This window comes from Gilliamella sp. Nev5-1, from assembly GCF_001690895.1.
GTDB classification, from domain to species: Bacteria; Pseudomonadota; Gammaproteobacteria; order Enterobacterales; family Orbaceae; genus Gilliamella; species Gilliamella apicola_C.
Genome location: NZ_LZHO01000070.1, coordinates 1 through 17,776 on the forward strand (window position 1 = coordinate 1; position 17,776 = coordinate 17,776).

18 protein-coding genes and 1 pseudogene are annotated in these 17,776 nt (G+C 36.5%); 8 read left to right on the top strand and 11 right to left on the bottom strand.

The annotated features are described in order from the left end of the window. Positions 1 to 1,086, top strand: a pseudogene (locus tag A9G41_RS08985) (IS3 family transposase); the annotation flags it as partial. Positions 1,087 to 1,165: 79 nt separating this feature from the next. Here A9G41_RS08985 and A9G41_RS08990 read toward each other — a convergent pair. Beyond that, a complete protein-coding gene (locus tag A9G41_RS08990) occupies positions 1,166 to 1,612 on the bottom strand; it encodes a type IV secretion protein Rhs (protein ID WP_065583009.1) in 447 nt (148 codons plus the stop codon). Beyond that, a complete protein-coding gene (locus A9G41_RS08995; protein WP_075539573.1) occupies positions 1,609 to 2,349 on the bottom strand; it encodes an RHS repeat domain-containing protein in 741 nt (246 codons plus the stop codon). Before A9G41_RS08995 ends, A9G41_RS08990 begins: the two co-directional genes overlap by 4 nt. Positions 2,350 to 2,411: 62 nt before the next feature. On the opposite strand from A9G41_RS08995, the gene A9G41_RS14765 reads away from it, so the two are divergent. After that, the gene (locus A9G41_RS14765) at positions 2,412 to 2,831 is read left to right on the top strand and encodes a hypothetical protein (RefSeq protein WP_075539574.1); all 420 of its coding nucleotides are present in this window, start codon (positions 2,412 to 2,414) and stop codon (positions 2,829 to 2,831) included. Positions 2,832 to 3,250: 419 nt separating this feature from the next. On the opposite strand, the gene A9G41_RS09005 is transcribed toward A9G41_RS14765, so the two are convergent. Together A9G41_RS09005 and A9G41_RS09010 are read right to left on the bottom strand one after the other, a co-directional pair. Then, a complete protein-coding gene (locus tag A9G41_RS09005; RefSeq protein ID WP_065583012.1) occupies positions 3,251 to 3,919 on the bottom strand; it encodes an SMI1/KNR4 family protein in 669 nt (222 codons plus the stop codon). A 16-nt stretch (positions 3,920 to 3,935) separates the two neighbouring features. Further along, the gene (locus A9G41_RS09010; protein WP_141675249.1) at positions 3,936 to 4,736 is read right to left on the bottom strand and encodes an RHS repeat-associated core domain-containing protein; all 801 of its coding nucleotides are present in this window, start codon (positions 4,734 to 4,736) and stop codon (positions 3,936 to 3,938) included. On the opposite strand from A9G41_RS09010, the gene A9G41_RS14025 reads away from it, so the two are divergent. Next, positions 4,715 to 4,981 (top strand): hypothetical protein, encoded by a 267-nt coding sequence (locus A9G41_RS14025; RefSeq protein ID WP_141675250.1) that lies wholly within the window; start codon positions 4,715 to 4,717, stop codon positions 4,979 to 4,981. The genes A9G41_RS09010 and A9G41_RS14025 overlap by 22 nt on opposite strands. Positions 4,982 to 5,300: 319 nt before the next feature. Here A9G41_RS14025 and A9G41_RS09015 read toward each other — a convergent pair whose 3' ends face one another. Continuing rightward, the gene (locus tag A9G41_RS09015; protein WP_065583014.1) at positions 5,301 to 5,642 is read right to left on the bottom strand and encodes a hypothetical protein; all 342 of its coding nucleotides are present in this window, start codon (positions 5,640 to 5,642) and stop codon (positions 5,301 to 5,303) included. Positions 5,643 to 6,480: 838 nt separating this feature from the next. On the opposite strand from A9G41_RS09015, the gene pgi reads away from it, so the two are divergent. Beyond that, the gene (gene pgi / locus A9G41_RS09020) at positions 6,481 to 8,130 is read left to right on the top strand and encodes a glucose-6-phosphate isomerase (RefSeq protein WP_065583015.1); all 1,650 of its coding nucleotides are present in this window, start codon (positions 6,481 to 6,483) and stop codon (positions 8,128 to 8,130) included. Positions 8,131 to 8,212: 82 nt separating this feature from the next. Here the strand turns inward: pgi and crr are convergent, their stop codons facing one another. The 4 genes from crr to A9G41_RS09040 form a co-directional block, all read right to left on the bottom strand. Beyond that, positions 8,213 to 8,716: a PTS glucose transporter subunit IIA gene (crr, locus tag A9G41_RS09025; RefSeq protein WP_065583016.1), complete on the bottom strand. Its 504-nt coding sequence runs from the start codon at positions 8,714 to 8,716 to the stop codon at positions 8,213 to 8,215. Between the two features lie 9 nt (positions 8,717 to 8,725). Next, positions 8,726 to 10,453, bottom strand: a complete 1,728-nt coding sequence (gene ptsI / locus A9G41_RS09030) for a phosphoenolpyruvate-protein phosphotransferase PtsI (protein ID WP_065567349.1) — start codon at positions 10,451 to 10,453, stop codon at positions 8,726 to 8,728. Positions 10,454 to 10,506: 53 nt separating this feature from the next. Next, the gene (gene ptsH, locus A9G41_RS09035) at positions 10,507 to 10,764 is read right to left on the bottom strand and encodes a phosphocarrier protein Hpr (RefSeq protein ID WP_065567350.1); all 258 of its coding nucleotides are present in this window, start codon (positions 10,762 to 10,764) and stop codon (positions 10,507 to 10,509) included. Positions 10,765 to 10,900: 136 nt separating this feature from the next. Further along, complete coding sequence (locus A9G41_RS09040) at positions 10,901 to 11,233, bottom strand: hypothetical protein (protein ID WP_065567351.1); 333 nt, start codon at positions 11,231 to 11,233, stop codon at positions 10,901 to 10,903. 135 nt (positions 11,234 to 11,368) lie between these two features. On the opposite strand from A9G41_RS09040, the gene A9G41_RS09045 reads away from it, so the two are divergent. Together A9G41_RS09045 and pepP are read left to right on the top strand one after the other, a co-directional pair. After that, positions 11,369 to 11,911, top strand: coding sequence for a UPF0149 family protein (locus A9G41_RS09045; RefSeq protein ID WP_065583017.1), 543 nt, complete (start codon positions 11,369 to 11,371; stop codon positions 11,909 to 11,911). Positions 11,912 to 11,940: 29 nt separating this feature from the next. After that, positions 11,941 to 13,260, top strand: a complete 1,320-nt coding sequence (gene pepP, locus A9G41_RS09050) for a Xaa-Pro aminopeptidase (protein WP_075539575.1) — start codon at positions 11,941 to 11,943, stop codon at positions 13,258 to 13,260. 57 nt (positions 13,261 to 13,317) lie between these two features. Here the strand turns inward: pepP and A9G41_RS09055 are convergent, their stop codons facing one another. After that, positions 13,318 to 14,145, bottom strand: a complete 828-nt coding sequence (locus A9G41_RS09055; RefSeq protein ID WP_065583019.1) for a TonB family protein — start codon at positions 14,143 to 14,145, stop codon at positions 13,318 to 13,320. Between the two features lie 154 nt (positions 14,146 to 14,299). Between A9G41_RS09055 and ispB the strand changes: the two genes are divergently transcribed. Both ispB and A9G41_RS09065 read left to right on the top strand, forming a co-directional pair. Next, the gene (ispB, locus tag A9G41_RS09060; protein ID WP_065583020.1) at positions 14,300 to 15,286 is read left to right on the top strand and encodes an octaprenyl diphosphate synthase; all 987 of its coding nucleotides are present in this window, start codon (positions 14,300 to 14,302) and stop codon (positions 15,284 to 15,286) included. 118 nt (positions 15,287 to 15,404) lie between these two features. Further along, positions 15,405 to 16,277, top strand: coding sequence for an EamA family transporter (locus A9G41_RS09065; RefSeq protein WP_065583021.1), 873 nt, complete (start codon positions 15,405 to 15,407; stop codon positions 16,275 to 16,277). A 102-nt stretch (positions 16,278 to 16,379) separates the two neighbouring features. On the opposite strand, the gene ffh is transcribed toward A9G41_RS09065, so the two are convergent. Beyond that, positions 16,380 to 17,750 (bottom strand): signal recognition particle protein, encoded by a 1,371-nt coding sequence (gene ffh / locus A9G41_RS09070; protein WP_065583022.1) that lies wholly within the window; start codon positions 17,748 to 17,750, stop codon positions 16,380 to 16,382. Positions 17,751 to 17,776 lie beyond the last annotated feature (26 nt).

Here is a 17,776-nt window from a genome sequence, read left to right on the forward strand (position 1 = left end):
TAGTAATGAATTTAAAAAACAGAGGGTAATGTTATACCAAAATGGCAAAAAACGAGCGGATATTGTCACCGAATACGACCTGACTAAATCCGCATTAGATAAGTGGATTAAGCAATATCAAACCACTGGTGAGTTTACAGCTCAAGCTAATCGTCGTGCTCAAGAAAATGAGCTCATAGCCCTACGTAAAGAGAATAAGCGATTGTTAATGGAGAATGACATCCTAAAGCAAGCGGCGTTGATAATAGGACGAAAATCAAATTAATCACCGAGAATCAACATCGATATAGTTTACGTGCGTTATGTCGATGTTTACAAGTGTCAAGAAATAGCTTCTATTATCAACTACAATTAACCAGTAAAAAAACAGACAAAGAGCTTAGTAAAAAAGTGAAAGCGGTATTTAACGATAACTATCAATCCTATGGAACAAGGCGACTACAAGTAGCGCTTAGAAAGAAAAGCATACTATTATCCCGTCGCCGAATTGGTCGAATCATGCAAGAAAACGGATGAGTATCAAAATATACCTGTAAAAAATATCGTGCTAATACAGAACAAAGCAACGAATCAACAGTAAGTAATCAACTTAATCGTGAGTTTACCGTAGGCCAACAACGAAAAGTGTTAGTGACTGATTTAACTTATGTGAGAGTAAAACAACAATGGCATTACCTTTGTGTGATTATTGATGTAAGCAATCGAGAAATCGTGGGACGAAGTGCTGGAAAACATAAAAATGCTCAACTGGTTATGGATGCTATCAGCCAAATCCCTATTAACTTAAATTCAGTTGAGTTATTTCATTCAGATAGAGGAAAAGAATTTGATAATCATCTACTTGATGAATGTTTACAGGAATTTGGCATTGAGCGTTCATTAAGCCATAAGGGATGCCCTTATGATAATGCTGTTGCTGAAGCAACATTTAAAGCGGTGAAAACTGAATTTGTGTCAAACACGATTTTTGATTCACTTGAACAACTCAGGCTACAATTTAATCACTATGTGGATTGGTTTAATTATAATAGACTCCATTCGTCTTTAAATTACCAGTCACCCATTGAATATAAAATGAATCTATGACCTTATCTTTTTGGTACTAAAAAGTGTGGACATACCAAAGAAAACTCTTTTTTATCGTAAATATTTTCAGACAATAAAATTAAACAGATTCTTTTAGTGATAATCCAAAATCAATAAACCCTTCAGAACTTATAACAAGACACCATTTATTTAAAGAATCAAAAAAATAATGATGTTGAGGAATATTTTCTATAGCAAAAGCAAGGAAACTATCAAATTGATTAAATTTTAAGTGTACTGCAAAATTTAAAGATGAATCATTTATATAGTAAATATCCCCGCTTTCTCTAATTTTAGTAGATATATCATTATCTACAATAAATTTTCTTATTGTAGATAACCATTTGGAATAACTTCCAAAAAGTTGATTGCTTTTGTGTTTAAAAGTTTTTGACCAATCAATTTTCGTTCCTTTCCAGTCAAAAGAATTAGATAATTTATGTGCAATCTCTTCCCAATTATCAACTAGCTCTGGTGGTTCTGATAATTGCGAAAGTTTCATTTTTATTTCATCATCAAGAGTCATGAGTCTCTCCGGGGCTTAGAAGGAAGATTAAATAGGCCTTGAAGTTTAGTTACTATTGATTCTGTAGCATCAAATAAAAAATGTTCTCCTTTCTCTTTTCCACTAAATACGTTTATATGAGCACCACTTCTTTCATCATACTCAATCCTAAACCCAGTTTTTCCATCAGCAGTAGTCATTCCAACTGGCTTCCCTTTTATAGAACCAAATTTTCCCGTATTAATTTTTTCAGCCTTAAAACCTCTTTTTTCTAACCACTTCAATGCTTTATTCATTGCTCGTTGATATGAATCTTTAGTTGATCCACAACTCCAGCCCCACGGATCCACCCAAGTCAACCCATTAGGCGCATACTGATACAGATTAAACCCACCAGCTAAACCAATCGGGTCTGGCTGAGTAAATCTACCTATATCCGGATCATAGTACCTGAAAGTATTGTAATGTAAGCCGGTTTCTCTGTCTAAATATTGTCCCTGATATCTGAGGTTTTGCTCTACTGATTCATGTTCGATTTCATGAATCCGTTTTCCCCAGAGCTGAAAGCTACATTCCCACAGTATTTTACCGTTTTCGTCGGTCAGCTCTTCCGGACAACCGTTCAGGTCAGTGTGGAAGTAGCGGATATGTTGTTCTTGGTTGCCGTCTGTATCTATCCGCGCCAGTGGTTCGTAGCTGTTCTGGTCGGTATAGATATACAGGCTGGTAGGATGATTCGGGCCGGTTTCCTGAATCATTCTTAAGCCGTCCCACAGAAAGCGGGTACGGTTGTAGGGTTTGCCTTCACGGTCTCTAGCTGATGCTTTTCAATACGCCGGCCAAGGGCATCGTAAACATACCCATAACGCTGGCTGCGGCCTGTTTGCTCAATGCGTACTTCGCTCAGGCGGTGGTCGGCGTCGTAGTGATAGTGCTGGGTTGCGCCGATGGTCTGTTTGGTCTGGGTTCTGCCGTGCTCGTCATAGCGGTAGTGGTGCCCTCTAAAATGCAGGAGCTGGTTACAGCGAATCAGGTTGTGGTTGCTGTAGTCTTCTCTGTATTTGCTGTCCAGCAGGTTGGCAGCGGCATCGTATTGCAGGGTTTCCCAGTATCTCTGGTTGCGGCAGCCTTCGATTCTGCCGGTGCGATCATAGCGGTAATCGGTCTGGCCGTGTTTGCTGTGTTTTTTGCTTACCAATCGGTCGAGGTTGTCGTACTGGTAGTTGGTACGCTGCTTTAGGGGGTCGATAACGCTGCGCAGGTTGCCGCGCTGGTCGTAGTAGTAACGCCATGTGCTGCCATTGGGGTCGACGCTGATGGTGGGTAAAGCCCAGTGGGGCAGCCACTGGGTTTGGGTGGTACGGCCGAGGGGATCGTAGTATGCTACACTATAAAAAATGTAAAACTTTCACGACTGATGAAGCAATGTAACCAAGCATCAGAAAAATGAACAATGCTGGTTAGAAACTAGAAATATGTAATAATTAATATACTATAGAAATAGGTGACATAATTAACTGTCACCTATGGCAATTAAATATATAAAATTTAATAGGATCTAAAATAATTAATAGACTTCATCTAATCAAAATAATACTATATTGAAATTATTATATATTTATTTGAAAAATGCTGCTTGATTTTTAACTGACGCTATTTCTACAAAAGACCTTCTTCTTTAAATTTGGCAAGTACTTCGCGCCCTTTTTCAGATAATTCCAGTTTTTTTAAATAAATTTTAAGTCTATTTTCTGATGCTGTAAAAAAAACCTTTGAATATTTGAGCATTGAAGATAATGTTTCATCAGGAAAAGGAATGTTAGGATTGTTATATTCATCTTCATCAGGATCATAATCATTTTCAACTTCACTTTTAATAATCATTGATAAAAATGCATCAAACGAATTTGCAACAAACTTCAGATTAGTATTTTGTTCTAGATAACCATTTTTTACAGACATGTCAAAATAGAGATCATTAACTTCATGATCCCAATAATAAACTTCGCCATTTGGGCTTAAGCAAAGTAGATCGCCATAATTAAGTGTTGCTACAGCAAAATAATTCTCAGGTATTCTATTCAGATATGTATCGTTAGTAGCTAATAAATCTTCTCTATTTTCTTTTGAAAAACCCAAAATGACCTCTAATGGTAATGATTCTCCATCACAATCAATACAGTAGTCAAAATTAACTTCAGTATCAAAAACAACTACATTATATTTTTTCAAAAAATCAATATAAGAATTGTTTGAATCTATTTTTAACTGTAACTTTGAAATACGTTTATCAATGTTTTTTGGAACATTATATTTTGATTTAAGCATGCTAACTCCTAAAATATTACCCATGTATAAGAACGGATGCACTGCCTGTATGAGGAAAGTTGTTATGCAACTCCGCATCCAAAAGAATCATATAATCTTTATCGACATGATGCCAAACCTTTCCAGGAGGAGCTTTGTCACCAGAATAACCAATTTGTTCATTTGCTATCTTATTATCATGTGCTCGATTACCATTAAATTTATTTGATGTTGCATATTGTTCAGCATACGGGGAAAAATCAGCAACACCATCTTTACTATATGTTACAGCACGTCCTTTATGATCATAAAAAGTTACAGAACCATCTGCATGGTATGTTGTTTTAGAATGATCTAAGTTTTTATTCTTTTTTGAAGGCATTCGATTTTTTCTAGCTGTTCCACATTTAACCCACCCCCACGGATCCACCCAAGTCAACCCATTAGGCGCATACTGATACAGATTAAACCCACCCAGCAGCCCAATCGGATCTGGCTGTGTAAATCTACCTATATCCGGATCATAGTACCTGAAAGTATTGTAATGTAAGCCGGTTTCTCTGTCTAAATATTGTCCCTGATATCTGAGGTTTTGCTCTACTGATTCGTGTTCGATTTCATGAATCCGCTTTCCCCACAGCTGAAAGCTGCATTCCCAGAGTATTTCGCCGTTTGCATCGGTAAGCTCTTCCGGACAGCCATTCAGGTCGGTATGGAAGTAGCGGATATGTTGTTCATAGTTGCCGTCTGTGTCTATCCGTGCCAGTGGTTCGTAGCTGTTCTGGTCGGTATAGATATACAGGCTGGTGGGGTGATTTGGGCCGGTTTCCTGAATCATTCTTAAGCCGTCCCACAGGAAGCGGGTACGGTTGTAGGGTTGGCCGTCACGGTCTATCTGATGCTTTTCGATACGCCGGCCTAAGGCGTCGTAGACGTAGCCGTAACGCTGGCTGCGGTTTAGTTGTTCGATGCGTACTTCGCTCAGGCGGTGTTCAGCGTCGTAGTGGTAGTGCTGGGTGGCGCCGATGCTCTGTTTGGTTTGGGTTCGGCCGTGCTCGTCGTAGCTGTAGTGGTGTTCTCTGAAATTCAGGAGCTGGTTACAGCGGATGATATTCTGATTGCTAGGGTCTAATTCTATTGGCCGTCTGTGGTCTAATAGGTTAGCAGCAGCATCATATTGCAGGGTTTCCCAGTATCTCTGGTTACGACAGCCTTCGATTCTGCCGGTGCGATCATAGTAGTAATCGGTCTGCCCGTGTTTGCTGTGTCTTTTGCTTACCAGCCGGTCGAGGTTGTTACATTAAGAATTATGCTAATCATTAGAGTTTGAGCTAGTACATACAATTATCTTATTGGAACATTAGCTTTTATATGTTCATGACCATAGCCTTTCATTTTTTAATTAGCTTTTAATTTTTCGAATTTTAGCTAAACCTTTTTCTAGGCTACTTATATTTTTATACTTATCGGGAACTGTACTTTTAGCGAGATATTTATACCATTCATCTACAGTAGTTTTGAATAATTCTAAGCCTTCTTGAGTAACGTTTGACATCTTAATAACAGTATCAGTTTTTAATTTTCCTGCATCATCAAAAGGTTCAAGACCAATTAATAATTCATTATTTTTTAAAAAGTTTAATAAGGCTGTTGAACTTTGAATAATATCCTCTTGCCATTGCTTACTTTTATTTCTCGTAAGTAATAATGGAATATTATGTAAGGTAAAATCAATTTTGCTCATTACTTTACTCCAATAACAGTTGATACATCATCTAATTGTGTTAATTGATTGGTATTTTTATTTTTCACAAAAATTACCCTAGCTTCGCCGATTTTGAATAGGTTACACTAATTCAAAAAACTTGGAGTGGCAACACCTATTCAAACAACAAAACTGTGGTCTGATGTGTTTGGTAACGTTTAACTGTGTACTTTGATGTTAATGATAGCTGCAATTGTAGGCCGTCAATATTTCTTCTGCATAATATGAGGTAGATTTATATTTTGTAGTTTTGCACTGATATTAGGCATGATATCTTGATATTCCTAAGCAGCGACATAATGCCACAATAGGGTAACGATGTTGATTATTTTTTAGAATTTTGATTTTCGCGCCATTGTTAGTGCAGCCTGCTTTAGGATTTCGTTTTTCATACGCAGTTGTTTAAGTTTTTTGCGTAAGGCCATTAATTCATTTTGTTTTGGAGTGCGATTACCTTTAGAGTTAAATGAGCTACTTTTACTAGATTGATTTATCCAACGTTCTAAAGCAAATGGTGTGAGATCCTATTCTTTGACCAAATCATTGCGTGATTTCCCCCTTACAGATAACGTTTCATCATTCGCGATTTGAAATCAGCGCTGAAAGTTTGTCTTGGGCATTTTTGTTGATTCATATACTTTGCTTTTTTGGCGTTAAATTTATCTTACCCCTTAAAAAAGTTATTTGAATGAGTATAGCCTATCCAATATCAATTATTTTCAATAACACTTAATTTATCCGATAAGATCCTTATCTTGCATCATGCTGGGCATAGTTATATTATGGATGTAGAGTCATATTATTTAAGGAATAAGTTATGTTAAAGTCAATTGATCCAACTACGACCCATTCTTGGAAATCTCTTCAAGCTAGCTATGAAAAACATCACAGCAAAACAATTGCGCAAATATTAAAAGAGGAAGCTAAACGAGTTGAAAATCTCAGCATTCCTTTTGAAGATGAGTTTTTGGTTGATTTATCCAAAAATAGGATAACGCAAGAAACGTTAGAACTACTCTATAAATTAGCTGATGAATGCGATCTAGTTGGTGCAACTAAAGCTATGTATAGTGGTGAAAAAATTAATCGTACAGAGGATCGTGCTGTATTGCATGTCGCACTTCGTAATGTATCAAATACCCCAATTTATGTTGATGGTAAGAATGTGATGGATGATGTTAATGCAGTACTGGCAAAGATGGAATCATTCAGTAAAAAAATCATTAGTGGCGAATGGAAAGGTTATACTGGAAAAGCGATCACTGATGTTGTAAATATTGGAATTGGTGGTTCAGATCTGGGGCCTCATATGATTACCGAAGCGCTACGTCCTTACAAAAACCATTTAAATATGCATTTTGTTTCTAATGTTGATGGTACCCATATTGTTGAAGCGCTTAAAAATTTAAACCCTGAAACCACATTATTTTTAGTAGCATCTAAAACTTTCACCACTCAAGAAACCATGACTAATGCTCAAACGGCACGAGCATGGTTACTTGATGCAGCTCAAGATGATAAAGCCGTTGCTTTACATTTTGTTGCGCTTTCAACTAATGCTAAGGAAGTTGAAAAATTTGGTATCGATACCGCTAATATGTTTGAATTTTGGGATTGGGTGGGTGGACGCTATTCATCATGGTCGGCTATTGGCTTATCAATTGTATTATCAATTGGATTTGATAATTTTAAACAATTTTTAGCTGGAGGCCATGCAATGGATAAGCATTTCCAAAGTACGCCAATCGAGAAAAATATACCTGCATTATTGGCACTAATTGGTATTTGGTACAATAATTTTTGCGGTGCTGAAACTGAAGCAATTTTACCTTATGATCAATATATGCATCGTTTTGCTGCTTATTTTCAACAAGGGAATATGGAATCAAATGGTAAAAGTGTTGATCGGAATGGTAATAAAACTGCCTATACTACTGGTCCAATTATTTGGGGTGAGCCAGGTACGAACGGTCAGCATGCGTTTTATCAATTAATTCATCAAGGTACTAAACTGATTCCTTGTGATTTTATTGCACCAGCTATTAGTCATAATCCAGTTGGTGATCATCATCCGAAATTGTTATCTAACTTTTTTGCACAAACCGAAGCTTTAGCTTTTGGTAAAACAAAAGAGCAAGTTGAACAAGAATTTATTGCCGCTGGTAAAAACCTTGACGAAGTGAAGTCTGTGGTACCATTTAAAGTCTTTGATGGCAATAAGCCAACTAATTCAATATTAGTGAAAAAAATCACCCCTTATACTCTTGGTGCGTTAGTTGCCATGTATGAACATAAGATCTTTGCTCAGGGGGTTATTTTAAATATCTTTAGTTTTGATCAATGGGGAGTAGAACTAGGTAAGCAATTAGCGGGTCGGATTTTACCTGAATTGGCAGATGATAAACCAGTAAATTCACATGATGAATCTACAAATAACTTAATTAATCAATACAAAAAATGGCGTTAAGATGTTTTAGAAAATACCTGTATGTGAGTATAAAACAAAAACCTTCAGCTTAGGCTGAAGGTTTTTTTATAAGCAATATTTATTACTTTTTAATTCGCATTATTGGCGTTTTACCTGCTTCTACTGCACCTGATAGTTTGGTGAGTTCCACAATTGTTTCCATATTAGAAATAACCACAGGTGTTAATACGGATTTTGCTTTACTTTCAAGTAGTGGTAGGTCAATTTCAATAATGGTATCGCCTGCTTTAACTTGTTGGCCTTCTTCGGCAATTCGCGTAAAACCTTCACCTTTTAGTTCCACAGTATCAATACCAAAGTGAACAAAAAGTTCAATGCCTTCATCAGATTCTAAAGCAAAAGCATGATTGGTTTCGAAGATTTTGCCAATTTTACCACTTAATGGTGCAACAATTTTATTGCCAGAAGGTTTAATTGCTACTCCATCACCAACGATTTTTTCAGCAAAAACCACATCTGGTACATCTTCGATTTTGACAATTTCGCCACTTAAGGGGGCAATAATTTCGATGCCATTTTTATTATCATCGGATACGAATTGTTTAATTTTATCGAATAGACCCATTATTGTCTCCTAACAAATTTGCTTTTCAGCAGTATAATTTTCAATTAAATCAATAATTTCTTTGGCGGTTGCTTTTTCTAATGCAGTATCAGCAAATTTTTTCGCCTCTTCATAATTTGTATTACGAATTAATTTTTTAATTTTAGGAATTGATACTGCGCTCATACTAAATTCATCAAGCCCCATACCAAGTAATAAAATTGTCGCTCTTTCATCACCAGCAAGTTCGCCACACATACCAGTCCATTTTCCTTCTTTATGAGAAGCATCTATAACATTTTTGATTAGTGTTAGTACTGAAGGTGAAAATGGGTTATAAAGATGAGAAATCAATTCATTACCACGATCAACGGCAAGCGTATATTGTGTTAAATCATTGGTTCCAATACTAAAGAAATCGACTTCCTTGGCTAAGTGATGTGCAATTACAGCGGCTGCTGGCGTTTCAATCATTACACCAATTTCAATATTTTTATCAAACGCTTTACCTTCAGCATTTAATTGTTCCTTAAGGATATTGATTTCAGACTTTAATATGCGGATTTCTTCTACAGAAATAATCATTGGGAACATAATGCGCAATTTACCAAATGCTGATGCACGTAAAATTGCACGTAATTGTGCATGAAGCACTTCTTTACGATCTAAACAGATACGAATTGCTCGCCAACCTAAGAATGGATTTTCTTCTTTTGGTAAATGCATATATGGGACATCTTTATCACCACCAATATCCATGGTGCGTACAATCACAGATAAACCATTTGTTGATTCAGCTACTTCTTTATATGCTTTAAATTGTTCTTCTTCGTCAGGATACGCTTCACGATCCATAAATAAGAATTCTGTGCGGTATAAACCAACACCTTCATAACCATTACGTTCAGCACCAGCAATATCCCGTACTGTACCAATATTGCCACAAATTTCTACTTGGTGACCGTCAAGGGTTACAGCGGGTAGATCTTTTAATTTAGCAAGTTCTTCTTTGTCACTAAGGTATTTAGCTTGAACTTGTTTTAACTTTTCTTGAGTAGTGTGATCTGGGTTGATATAAATAGCATTATTGATCGCATCTAGAATAATGAAATCACCTTGTTTGATTGCTTGAGTTGCATTAGATGTGCCAACGATAGCAGGGATTTCTAAAGAACGAGCCATAATTGAGGTATGCGAGGTGCGCCCACCAGCATCAGTAATAAAACCCAATACCATTTCTAAGTTTAGTTGAGCTGTTTCAGACGGCGTTAAGTCAGTTGCAACTAAAATACATGGCTGGCTAATAGCACTTAAGTCAACAATTTCAATACCTAAAATATTTTTTAGTAATCGTTTACCGATATCACGAATATCTGCAGCACGTTCTTTTAGATATTCATCATCTAAATTTTCGAGCTCTTTAGCTTGAGTTTCAAAAACAGATTGAACAGCAGCATCAGCGCTTGAGTGCTTACTTTGAATACGAGAAATAACTTCTTGTTCAAGATCTTCATCTTCAAGAAGCATAATATGCCCTTCAAAAATGGCCGCTTTATCTTCTCCTAATGTTGATTTCGCCCGTTCCATGATCGCATGAAGTTGTTTGCTTGATTTTTCTCGAGCTTCCTTAAAGCGCTCAATCTCAGCGTCAATCTTGTTATCAAGAATTTGTCTATTGCTAATAACAATAGGTTCTTCTTTTAATAATAGCGCTTTAGCAAAAGCGATACCTGGGGAAACAAGTGTACCTGATACCATAACATTTAATCCTTATTCAATTTTAAAACCATTCATAGCTAGTCGGGAGTTATTTATTCCAACTCGGGAATTAATTTTACTAAGTGATCAACAGCTTCTTTTTCGTCTTCGCCTTCAGCTTCAATAGTAATAGTTGTGCCTTGTGATAAAGCTAATGTTTGTAATTTAAATAGGCTTTTAGCGCTTGCACTTTTGCCATTAGATGTGACCGTGATTTCTGCGTTAAAGTTTTTGGCTTCTTTAACAAATTGTGCAGCAGGGCGGGTATGAAGACCGTTAGATGCTGTAATGGTTACATCTTGTTTATACATATTATTTTACTCCCAAAAAATTTTCGTTCTAGCGACCAATATAAATAAAAACAGCCTGAAAGGCTAGTAAGATTTCATATATCTTTTATATTAGGTCAATCGTATTATCTTAATTTATTAAGATAGTCATATTTGATCAATACTGATAGATACGAGTGATCTTATCACTGCATTTTTTAAATTCTACCTGTCCATGAATACCATGTTTTATATTTTCAAAAACCATTTCTTCACTACCATCAAGCTGTGATGCTCGTATCTCTTCTCTACAGAAAGTTTCAAATCGTTGTAATTCTTGCTCACTATCACCTAATTTATAAGCTTTAGGTAAATCTTGACCTGTTACATTAGTATGTATTTTGTTTCGCACATCAAGGACAATCATACCTTTATTTGATAGAAATAAGCCACAGGCAGTTAATGATAATGATAATCCTACAAAAAATAATAGCTGCAGAAACAATTTCATGGTTAATTCTACAATGTTCAAAATAATTCCTTTATAAAGTGCAGGAACCTGTTTATTATTTATAATTATATACTAATAATCAGAGAAAGTGCAGAGTACATTTTTTTATGATGCAATAAGACTAAGGTGAAGTTTATGTCAAATGCGATTAATTATGACGAATTTAATGGTCAACTAATTCAAAATAAAATAGGTATTACCGCAGCCGAACTGCACGGTTTTCTTTCAGGCATATTAGCTGGCGGTAATTTTGATGAAAGCTGGCATTCATTGGTTGAAGATATGTTAAATAATGGTCAAAAAATACCTGCCTCATTGGATGAAAAAATAAGCCATCTTTATACACTTACCAAACAACAATTCTTTGAAGAGGATTTCAGTTTCCAATTATTACTAAGTGATAAGGATTTATATGCACAGCTTGATGATCTAGTCGGCTGGGTGAATCATTTCTTGCTTGGCATTGGACTTGTACAACCTAAAATTAACCACATTAAAGGTGATGTTGGTGAGGCTATTTATGATCTTCGCCAAATTGTTAAATTGGGCTATGATGAAAATGAAGAGCAGCAAGAACTTGGTTTTGCTTTTGAAGAAATAAGAGAGTATGTTCGCATAACTTCGATGCTATGTTTTGATGAATTTAATGAGCCAGATATTCGCCCAACAATCCATTAATAATAATTACACACCTCAAGGTCATTATAATGATAAACACTGATATCAAAACAGAACTCTTGGCACGGCGAGAGAAATTATTAGCCGAAATGGTGCCAAATAGTATTGCTCTTTTTTTTGCAGCTCCAGAAGTTGTACGTAGTAATGATACGCATTACCCGTATCGACAAAATAGTGATTTTTGGTATTTTACTCTTTTTGCCGAACCAGAAGCGGTTTTTGTGGTTATTAAACAAAAGGATAACACGGCGAAATATGTATTATTTAACCGCAAAAAAGATGCTTTGGCAGAGATATGGACAGGTTACCGTTTAGGTCAGCAAGCCGCATTAAAGGCTATATTTATTGATGAGGCATATTTATTTGATGAAATTGATAGGATATTACCTGATTTATTAAATGGTAAAACGGCAGTTTATCATGCTGATCAACAGTATGCATATGCAGATGGTATTGTGGATCATGCGATTAACACCTTACGACAAGGTAGTAGAATGAATTTATCTGCACCTAACTGTAAAATTGATTGGCGTCCTATCGTCCATGAAATGCGCATGGTTAAATCAGATTTTGAAATAAAACTTTTACGTCAAGCTTGCAAGATTAGTGCAAAAGCTCATATTAGCGCTATGCAGAGATGTCAACCGAATATGTATGAATATCAATTAGAGGCCGAAATTTTACATGATTTCGCTTGGCATGGCGCCCGCTCACCGTCTTATAATACTATTGTAGGTAGTGGTAATAATGGTTGCATTTTACATTATGAAAATAACAGTGATCAGTTAAAAGATGGTGATTTAGTTTTGATTGATGCGGGTTGTGAATACCAATACTATGCAGGAGATATTACACGCACTTTTCCGATTAATGGTAAATTTAGCCAAGCTCAGCGTGAAATTTATGACATTGTTTTAGCATCACAATATCAAGCTATTAAATTATTTAAGCCAGGCACATCAATTATGGATGTGAATAATCATGTTGTTAGAACGATGGTAGAGGGTTTAGTTAAATTAGGTATTATGCAAGGAGATATAGATACTTTAATTGCTAACAAAGCCTACACTCACTATTATATGCATGGTTTAGGACATTGGTTAGGCATAGATGTGCATGATGTTGGTAGTGATCGCAGCCGCATTTTAGAGCCAGGTATGGTATTAACAGTTGAACCTGGGCTTTATATTAACCAAGATGCAAATGTGCCGGCACAATATAAAGGCATAGGCATTCGGATTGAAGATAATATTTTAATTACTGAGTCAGGCAATGAAGTATTGACCTCTGATGTGCCCAAAGATCCAGTGAAAATTGAAAAATTGATGGCAAACAAATTTGCTTATTAGTTGTATCGTTGCCATAATTTCTTAATTGAAGTTATGGCTTTTCCATCGACATCACTATTAATCTAGACTAATTGATTTATCGCGATTAAAGATAATTTTTATTTTTAAATCTTTGCTAGCAATTGGTTGATATTTCCAACTTTTCATGGCGTTGATTACTGAACGATTAAAAATATTATTAGGGTTGGCCTCTATTATTCGAATATTTTCAACCCGCCCATCTTTGTTAACATCAAACATAGCAATCACATAACCTTCTAAACGCATATCAAGCGCTCGCCGTGGGTATTCGGGTTGATTTCGTCTAATTGGCGAAGGGTTGCCTGAATATCGATGACTATCTGAAATCTTTGGGGCTACGGAAGTATTAGCGACATTTTCACTGGCAACCTCTTGCCTGACCTGTTGACGTGAAGCTTTTTGGGCTGGTGAGCGTTTTTTCTTCGGTTTTGATTCTTTTTTCACCACGATGTTCTTTTGGGGATCTACAGTAGGTTTGTCGGGTGTTTTTTCAACAATAGGGTCGATTGTTTCTTCTTTAACGACTTCTGGTTCAACAACTGGATCAGTGGGAATTTCTTCAATCGGTTTATTATCAATAATTTCTTTATTTTCCATACCTTTAATATCGGGGGTATTTTCTACTAATGATTGCTCGGGAGCTGCCAATTGCGATAAATCGACCATAACAGCTTTAATTGCATTATCGCCTTCATCAATAACAATATTTTCAGTAAATAAGGCCGAGCTAAACAGTAGCGCAAATAATACAAGATGTGATACTACAGAAGCCGATGTACATATATAGCGACTCTTAGGCTTCTTTTTAGTAGGGCTCAAAGGAGCCTTAGCATTATCTATGTCTATATCAAAGTTAATCTTCATAGCAATAATCATTTTTAACTTAAGTTAAGTATTCTAGATGAAAATGCTTATCATTTGTAGCATTTTTTGAAATATGATAGATAAGACCTTGTTGCATCATGATATTTATCAGATAATAGAAAATAGATATCTATTATTTATAATGGTTAGGCTGATGAACACTCCGTCAATGAATCAAATACTCGATCTTGTTAAAGACGATTTAATAAAAGTAAATCAAGCTATACAAGCAGAACTTAGTTCTGATGTGGCTTTAATTAATCAGTTAGGTAATTACATCATTAGTAGTGGTGGAAAGCGCATACGCCCTGTTATTGCATTATTAATTGCTAAAGCACTTCACTATCAAGGCGATAAACATATTATCACAGCAGCTTTTATTGAATTTATTCATACTGCCACTTTATTGCATGATGATGTTGTTGATGAGTCTGACTTACGCCGTGGTAAATCGACCGCTAATGCACTTTTTGGTAATGCTGCAAGTGTGCTTGTTGGTGATTATATTTATACACGTTCTTTTCAAATGATGGTGCGTACAGAATCTTTTAAAGTATTGACGATCATGTCGGCTGCAACAAATGTGATTGCTGAAGGCGAAGTACAACAATTGATTAATTGTAACGATCCCGATATCACGAAAGAACAATATTTAGATGTTATTTATCGCAAAACCGCACGTTTATTTGAGGCGACCGCGCATTCTGCTGCGGTCTTAGCTGGTGCAAACGAGCAACAAGAGATTGCTTTGCAAGAATATGGCAAATATTTAGGTACAGCTTTTCAAATCATTGATGATCTACTCGATTATAGCGCTGATAGCAACCAAAAATTAGGTAAAAATTTAGGCGATGATCTTAACGAAGGTAAACCAACCTTACCGCTTTTACATGCAATGCGCCACACTAAAAATGCTCAAGATGCAACTTTAATTCGTCAAGCAATAGAGCAAGGTAATGGGCGAAATTTATTAGATCGTATATTACAAATCATGGATGAATGTGGTTCGCTAGATTTTACGCTACAAACCGCTCAAGAAGAGGCTCAAAAAGCGTTTGATGTTGTCGCTATTTTACCCGATTCACCCTATAAACAAGCATTACAAGATCTTGCCTTATTGTCAGTAAAAAGAGAGAACTAATTAACAGATAAACTAGTCTGTTATTAGTTAATTTTATGCTCAAGCGCATGTCTACTTAAAATGCTTTGTCACCCGTTGTATATGCAATAATTTCAAAATTCAATTAAGGTAATTCTGTATGCTTAGAAGATTTTTGCCTATTTTTTTTATTTTAATTTCAATGATTTCGGTTCAAGGTAGCGCATCTATAGCCAAATATTTGTTTCCTATTCTCGGGCCTCAAGGAATGACTGCTTGGCGGTTATTTTTTTCGGCAATTTTGTTAGTTTTGATATTTAAACCATGGCGCAAAGCCATGACCCCAAAAGCTTTGAAATACATTTTTTTATATGGTATATCAATTGGTTGTATGAATTTAGCTTTTTATAAAGCGATTGCAAGAATTCCGATAGGTATTGCTGTTGGAATTGAACTCACTGGACCTATTGTAGTGGCAATGTGTTCTTCTCGAAAAGTGCTCGATTTTATTTGGTTAGGTGTTGCCGTTGTTGGCCTTGCTATGCTTTTGCCTATTCATCAAGCATCAAACCATTTAGATCTCATTGGGATTTTATATGCGCTATTAGCAGGAAGTGGCTGGGCATGTTATATCTTATTTGGGCGTAAAGCTAGCGCCCTTCATGGTTCATCAAGTGTCGCAATTGGGTCGGTTATTGCTTCGTGCTTTTTATTTCCTATCGGTATCTGGCAAACTGGTAGCGCCATGTTTTCATTAGAACTTATTCCGATGGTTTTTGTCGTTTCATTATTGGCATCGGCGATTCCTTATGGGTTAGATATGATGGCTTTGCCTAAATTACCGGCTAAAACATTTAGTACATTAATGAGTTTGTCGCCCGTTTTTGCAGCACTTTCTGGACTAATTGTGTTACATGAACAATTAACCTACTATCAGTGGTTAGCAATTGTTTTTATCATTATATCGTCGATGGGGACAGTACTTGCAATCAGTCAACCGACAAAGATTAAATCGACTAGACCAAGCAATTAACGGTAATACCGTGCTGTTGCGAGCACGGTAATCTCTGCAGAAAACTTTTAGTTAAAGATAGGACAAGCTATTTTTTAGCTAAAAAACAGTGTAAATGGTGATTTAACGAGGTGGGAATCCCATGCCCCCTCCGCCCATTAATCCTTTCATTTGGCGCATCATTTTCATCATGCCTCCACCTTTCATTTTCTTCATCATCTTTTGCATATCTTCAAACTGTTTTAATAGTTTATTGACATCTTGAACTTGAGTTCCCGAACCATTTGCAATGCGGCGTTTGCGCGACCCTTTAATAATTTCAGGGTTAGCGCGCTCTTTTAATGTCATTGAACCAATAATTGCTTCCATTTTTATGGTAATTTTATCATCCATTTGAGCTTTGATGTGATCTGGAAGTTGACCAACACCTGGTAATTTAGCTAGCATTGCCCCCATTCCGCCCATATTACGCATCTGCTTGAGTTGGTCTTGAAAGTCATTAAAATCGAACTTATCGCCTTTTTTCAGTTTTTTGGCGATTTTTTCTGCTTTTTCGCGATCGACATTATGCTGTAATTCTTCAATCAAAGATAGCACATCACCCATACCTAAGATGCGCGAAGCAATACGATCAGGGTAAAATGGCTCCAAAGCGTCAGTTTTTTCCCCCATTCCTAAGAATTTTATCGGCTTACCAGTAATATGACGAATGGATAGCGCCGCACCACCACGCGCATCGCCATCAACTTTGGTTAAAATAACACCAGTAAGTGGCAAAGCATCATTGAAAGCTTTAGCCGTATTGGCTGCATCTTGCCCCGTCATAGCATCAACCACAAATAATGTCTCAATGGGATTAATGGCTTGATGCAGCGCTTTGATTTCATCCATCATGTCATTATCAATGTGCAAACGACCAGCGGTATCGACAATGAGCACATCAAAAAATTGCAATTTTGCATGAGAAATAGCTTTATTTACAATACTGACCGGTTTTTCAGTAATATCAGATGGAAAGAATTCGACATCAATCGCTTTAGCCAGTGTTTCTAACTGTTTAATTGCAGCTGGTCGATAAACGTCCGCAGACACAACTAGCACTTTCTTTTTTTGTTTTTCTTTGAGGAATTTAGCTAGTTTAGCGACACTGGTTGTTTTACCGGCACCTTGTAATCCTGCCATTAACATGACAGCGGGAGGCTGGGTCGCCAAATTAAGTGAACTATTGACTTCCCCCATTGCGCTTGTCAGTTCGGCTTGAACTATTTTAATGAATTCTTGACCAGGTGTTAGGCTCTTGCTGACATCTAATCCAACGGCTTTTTCTTTAACTTGATTAATAAATTCACGAACCACTGGTAGGGCAACGTCAGCTTCGAGTAATGCCATACGCACATCGCGCAACGCATCTTTGATATTGTCTTCAGATAATCGCCCACGGCCACTGATATTGCGGAATGTCTGTGATAAACGGTCGGTTAAATTCTCAAACATATTAACTCTCGTAATAAATGAAAAAT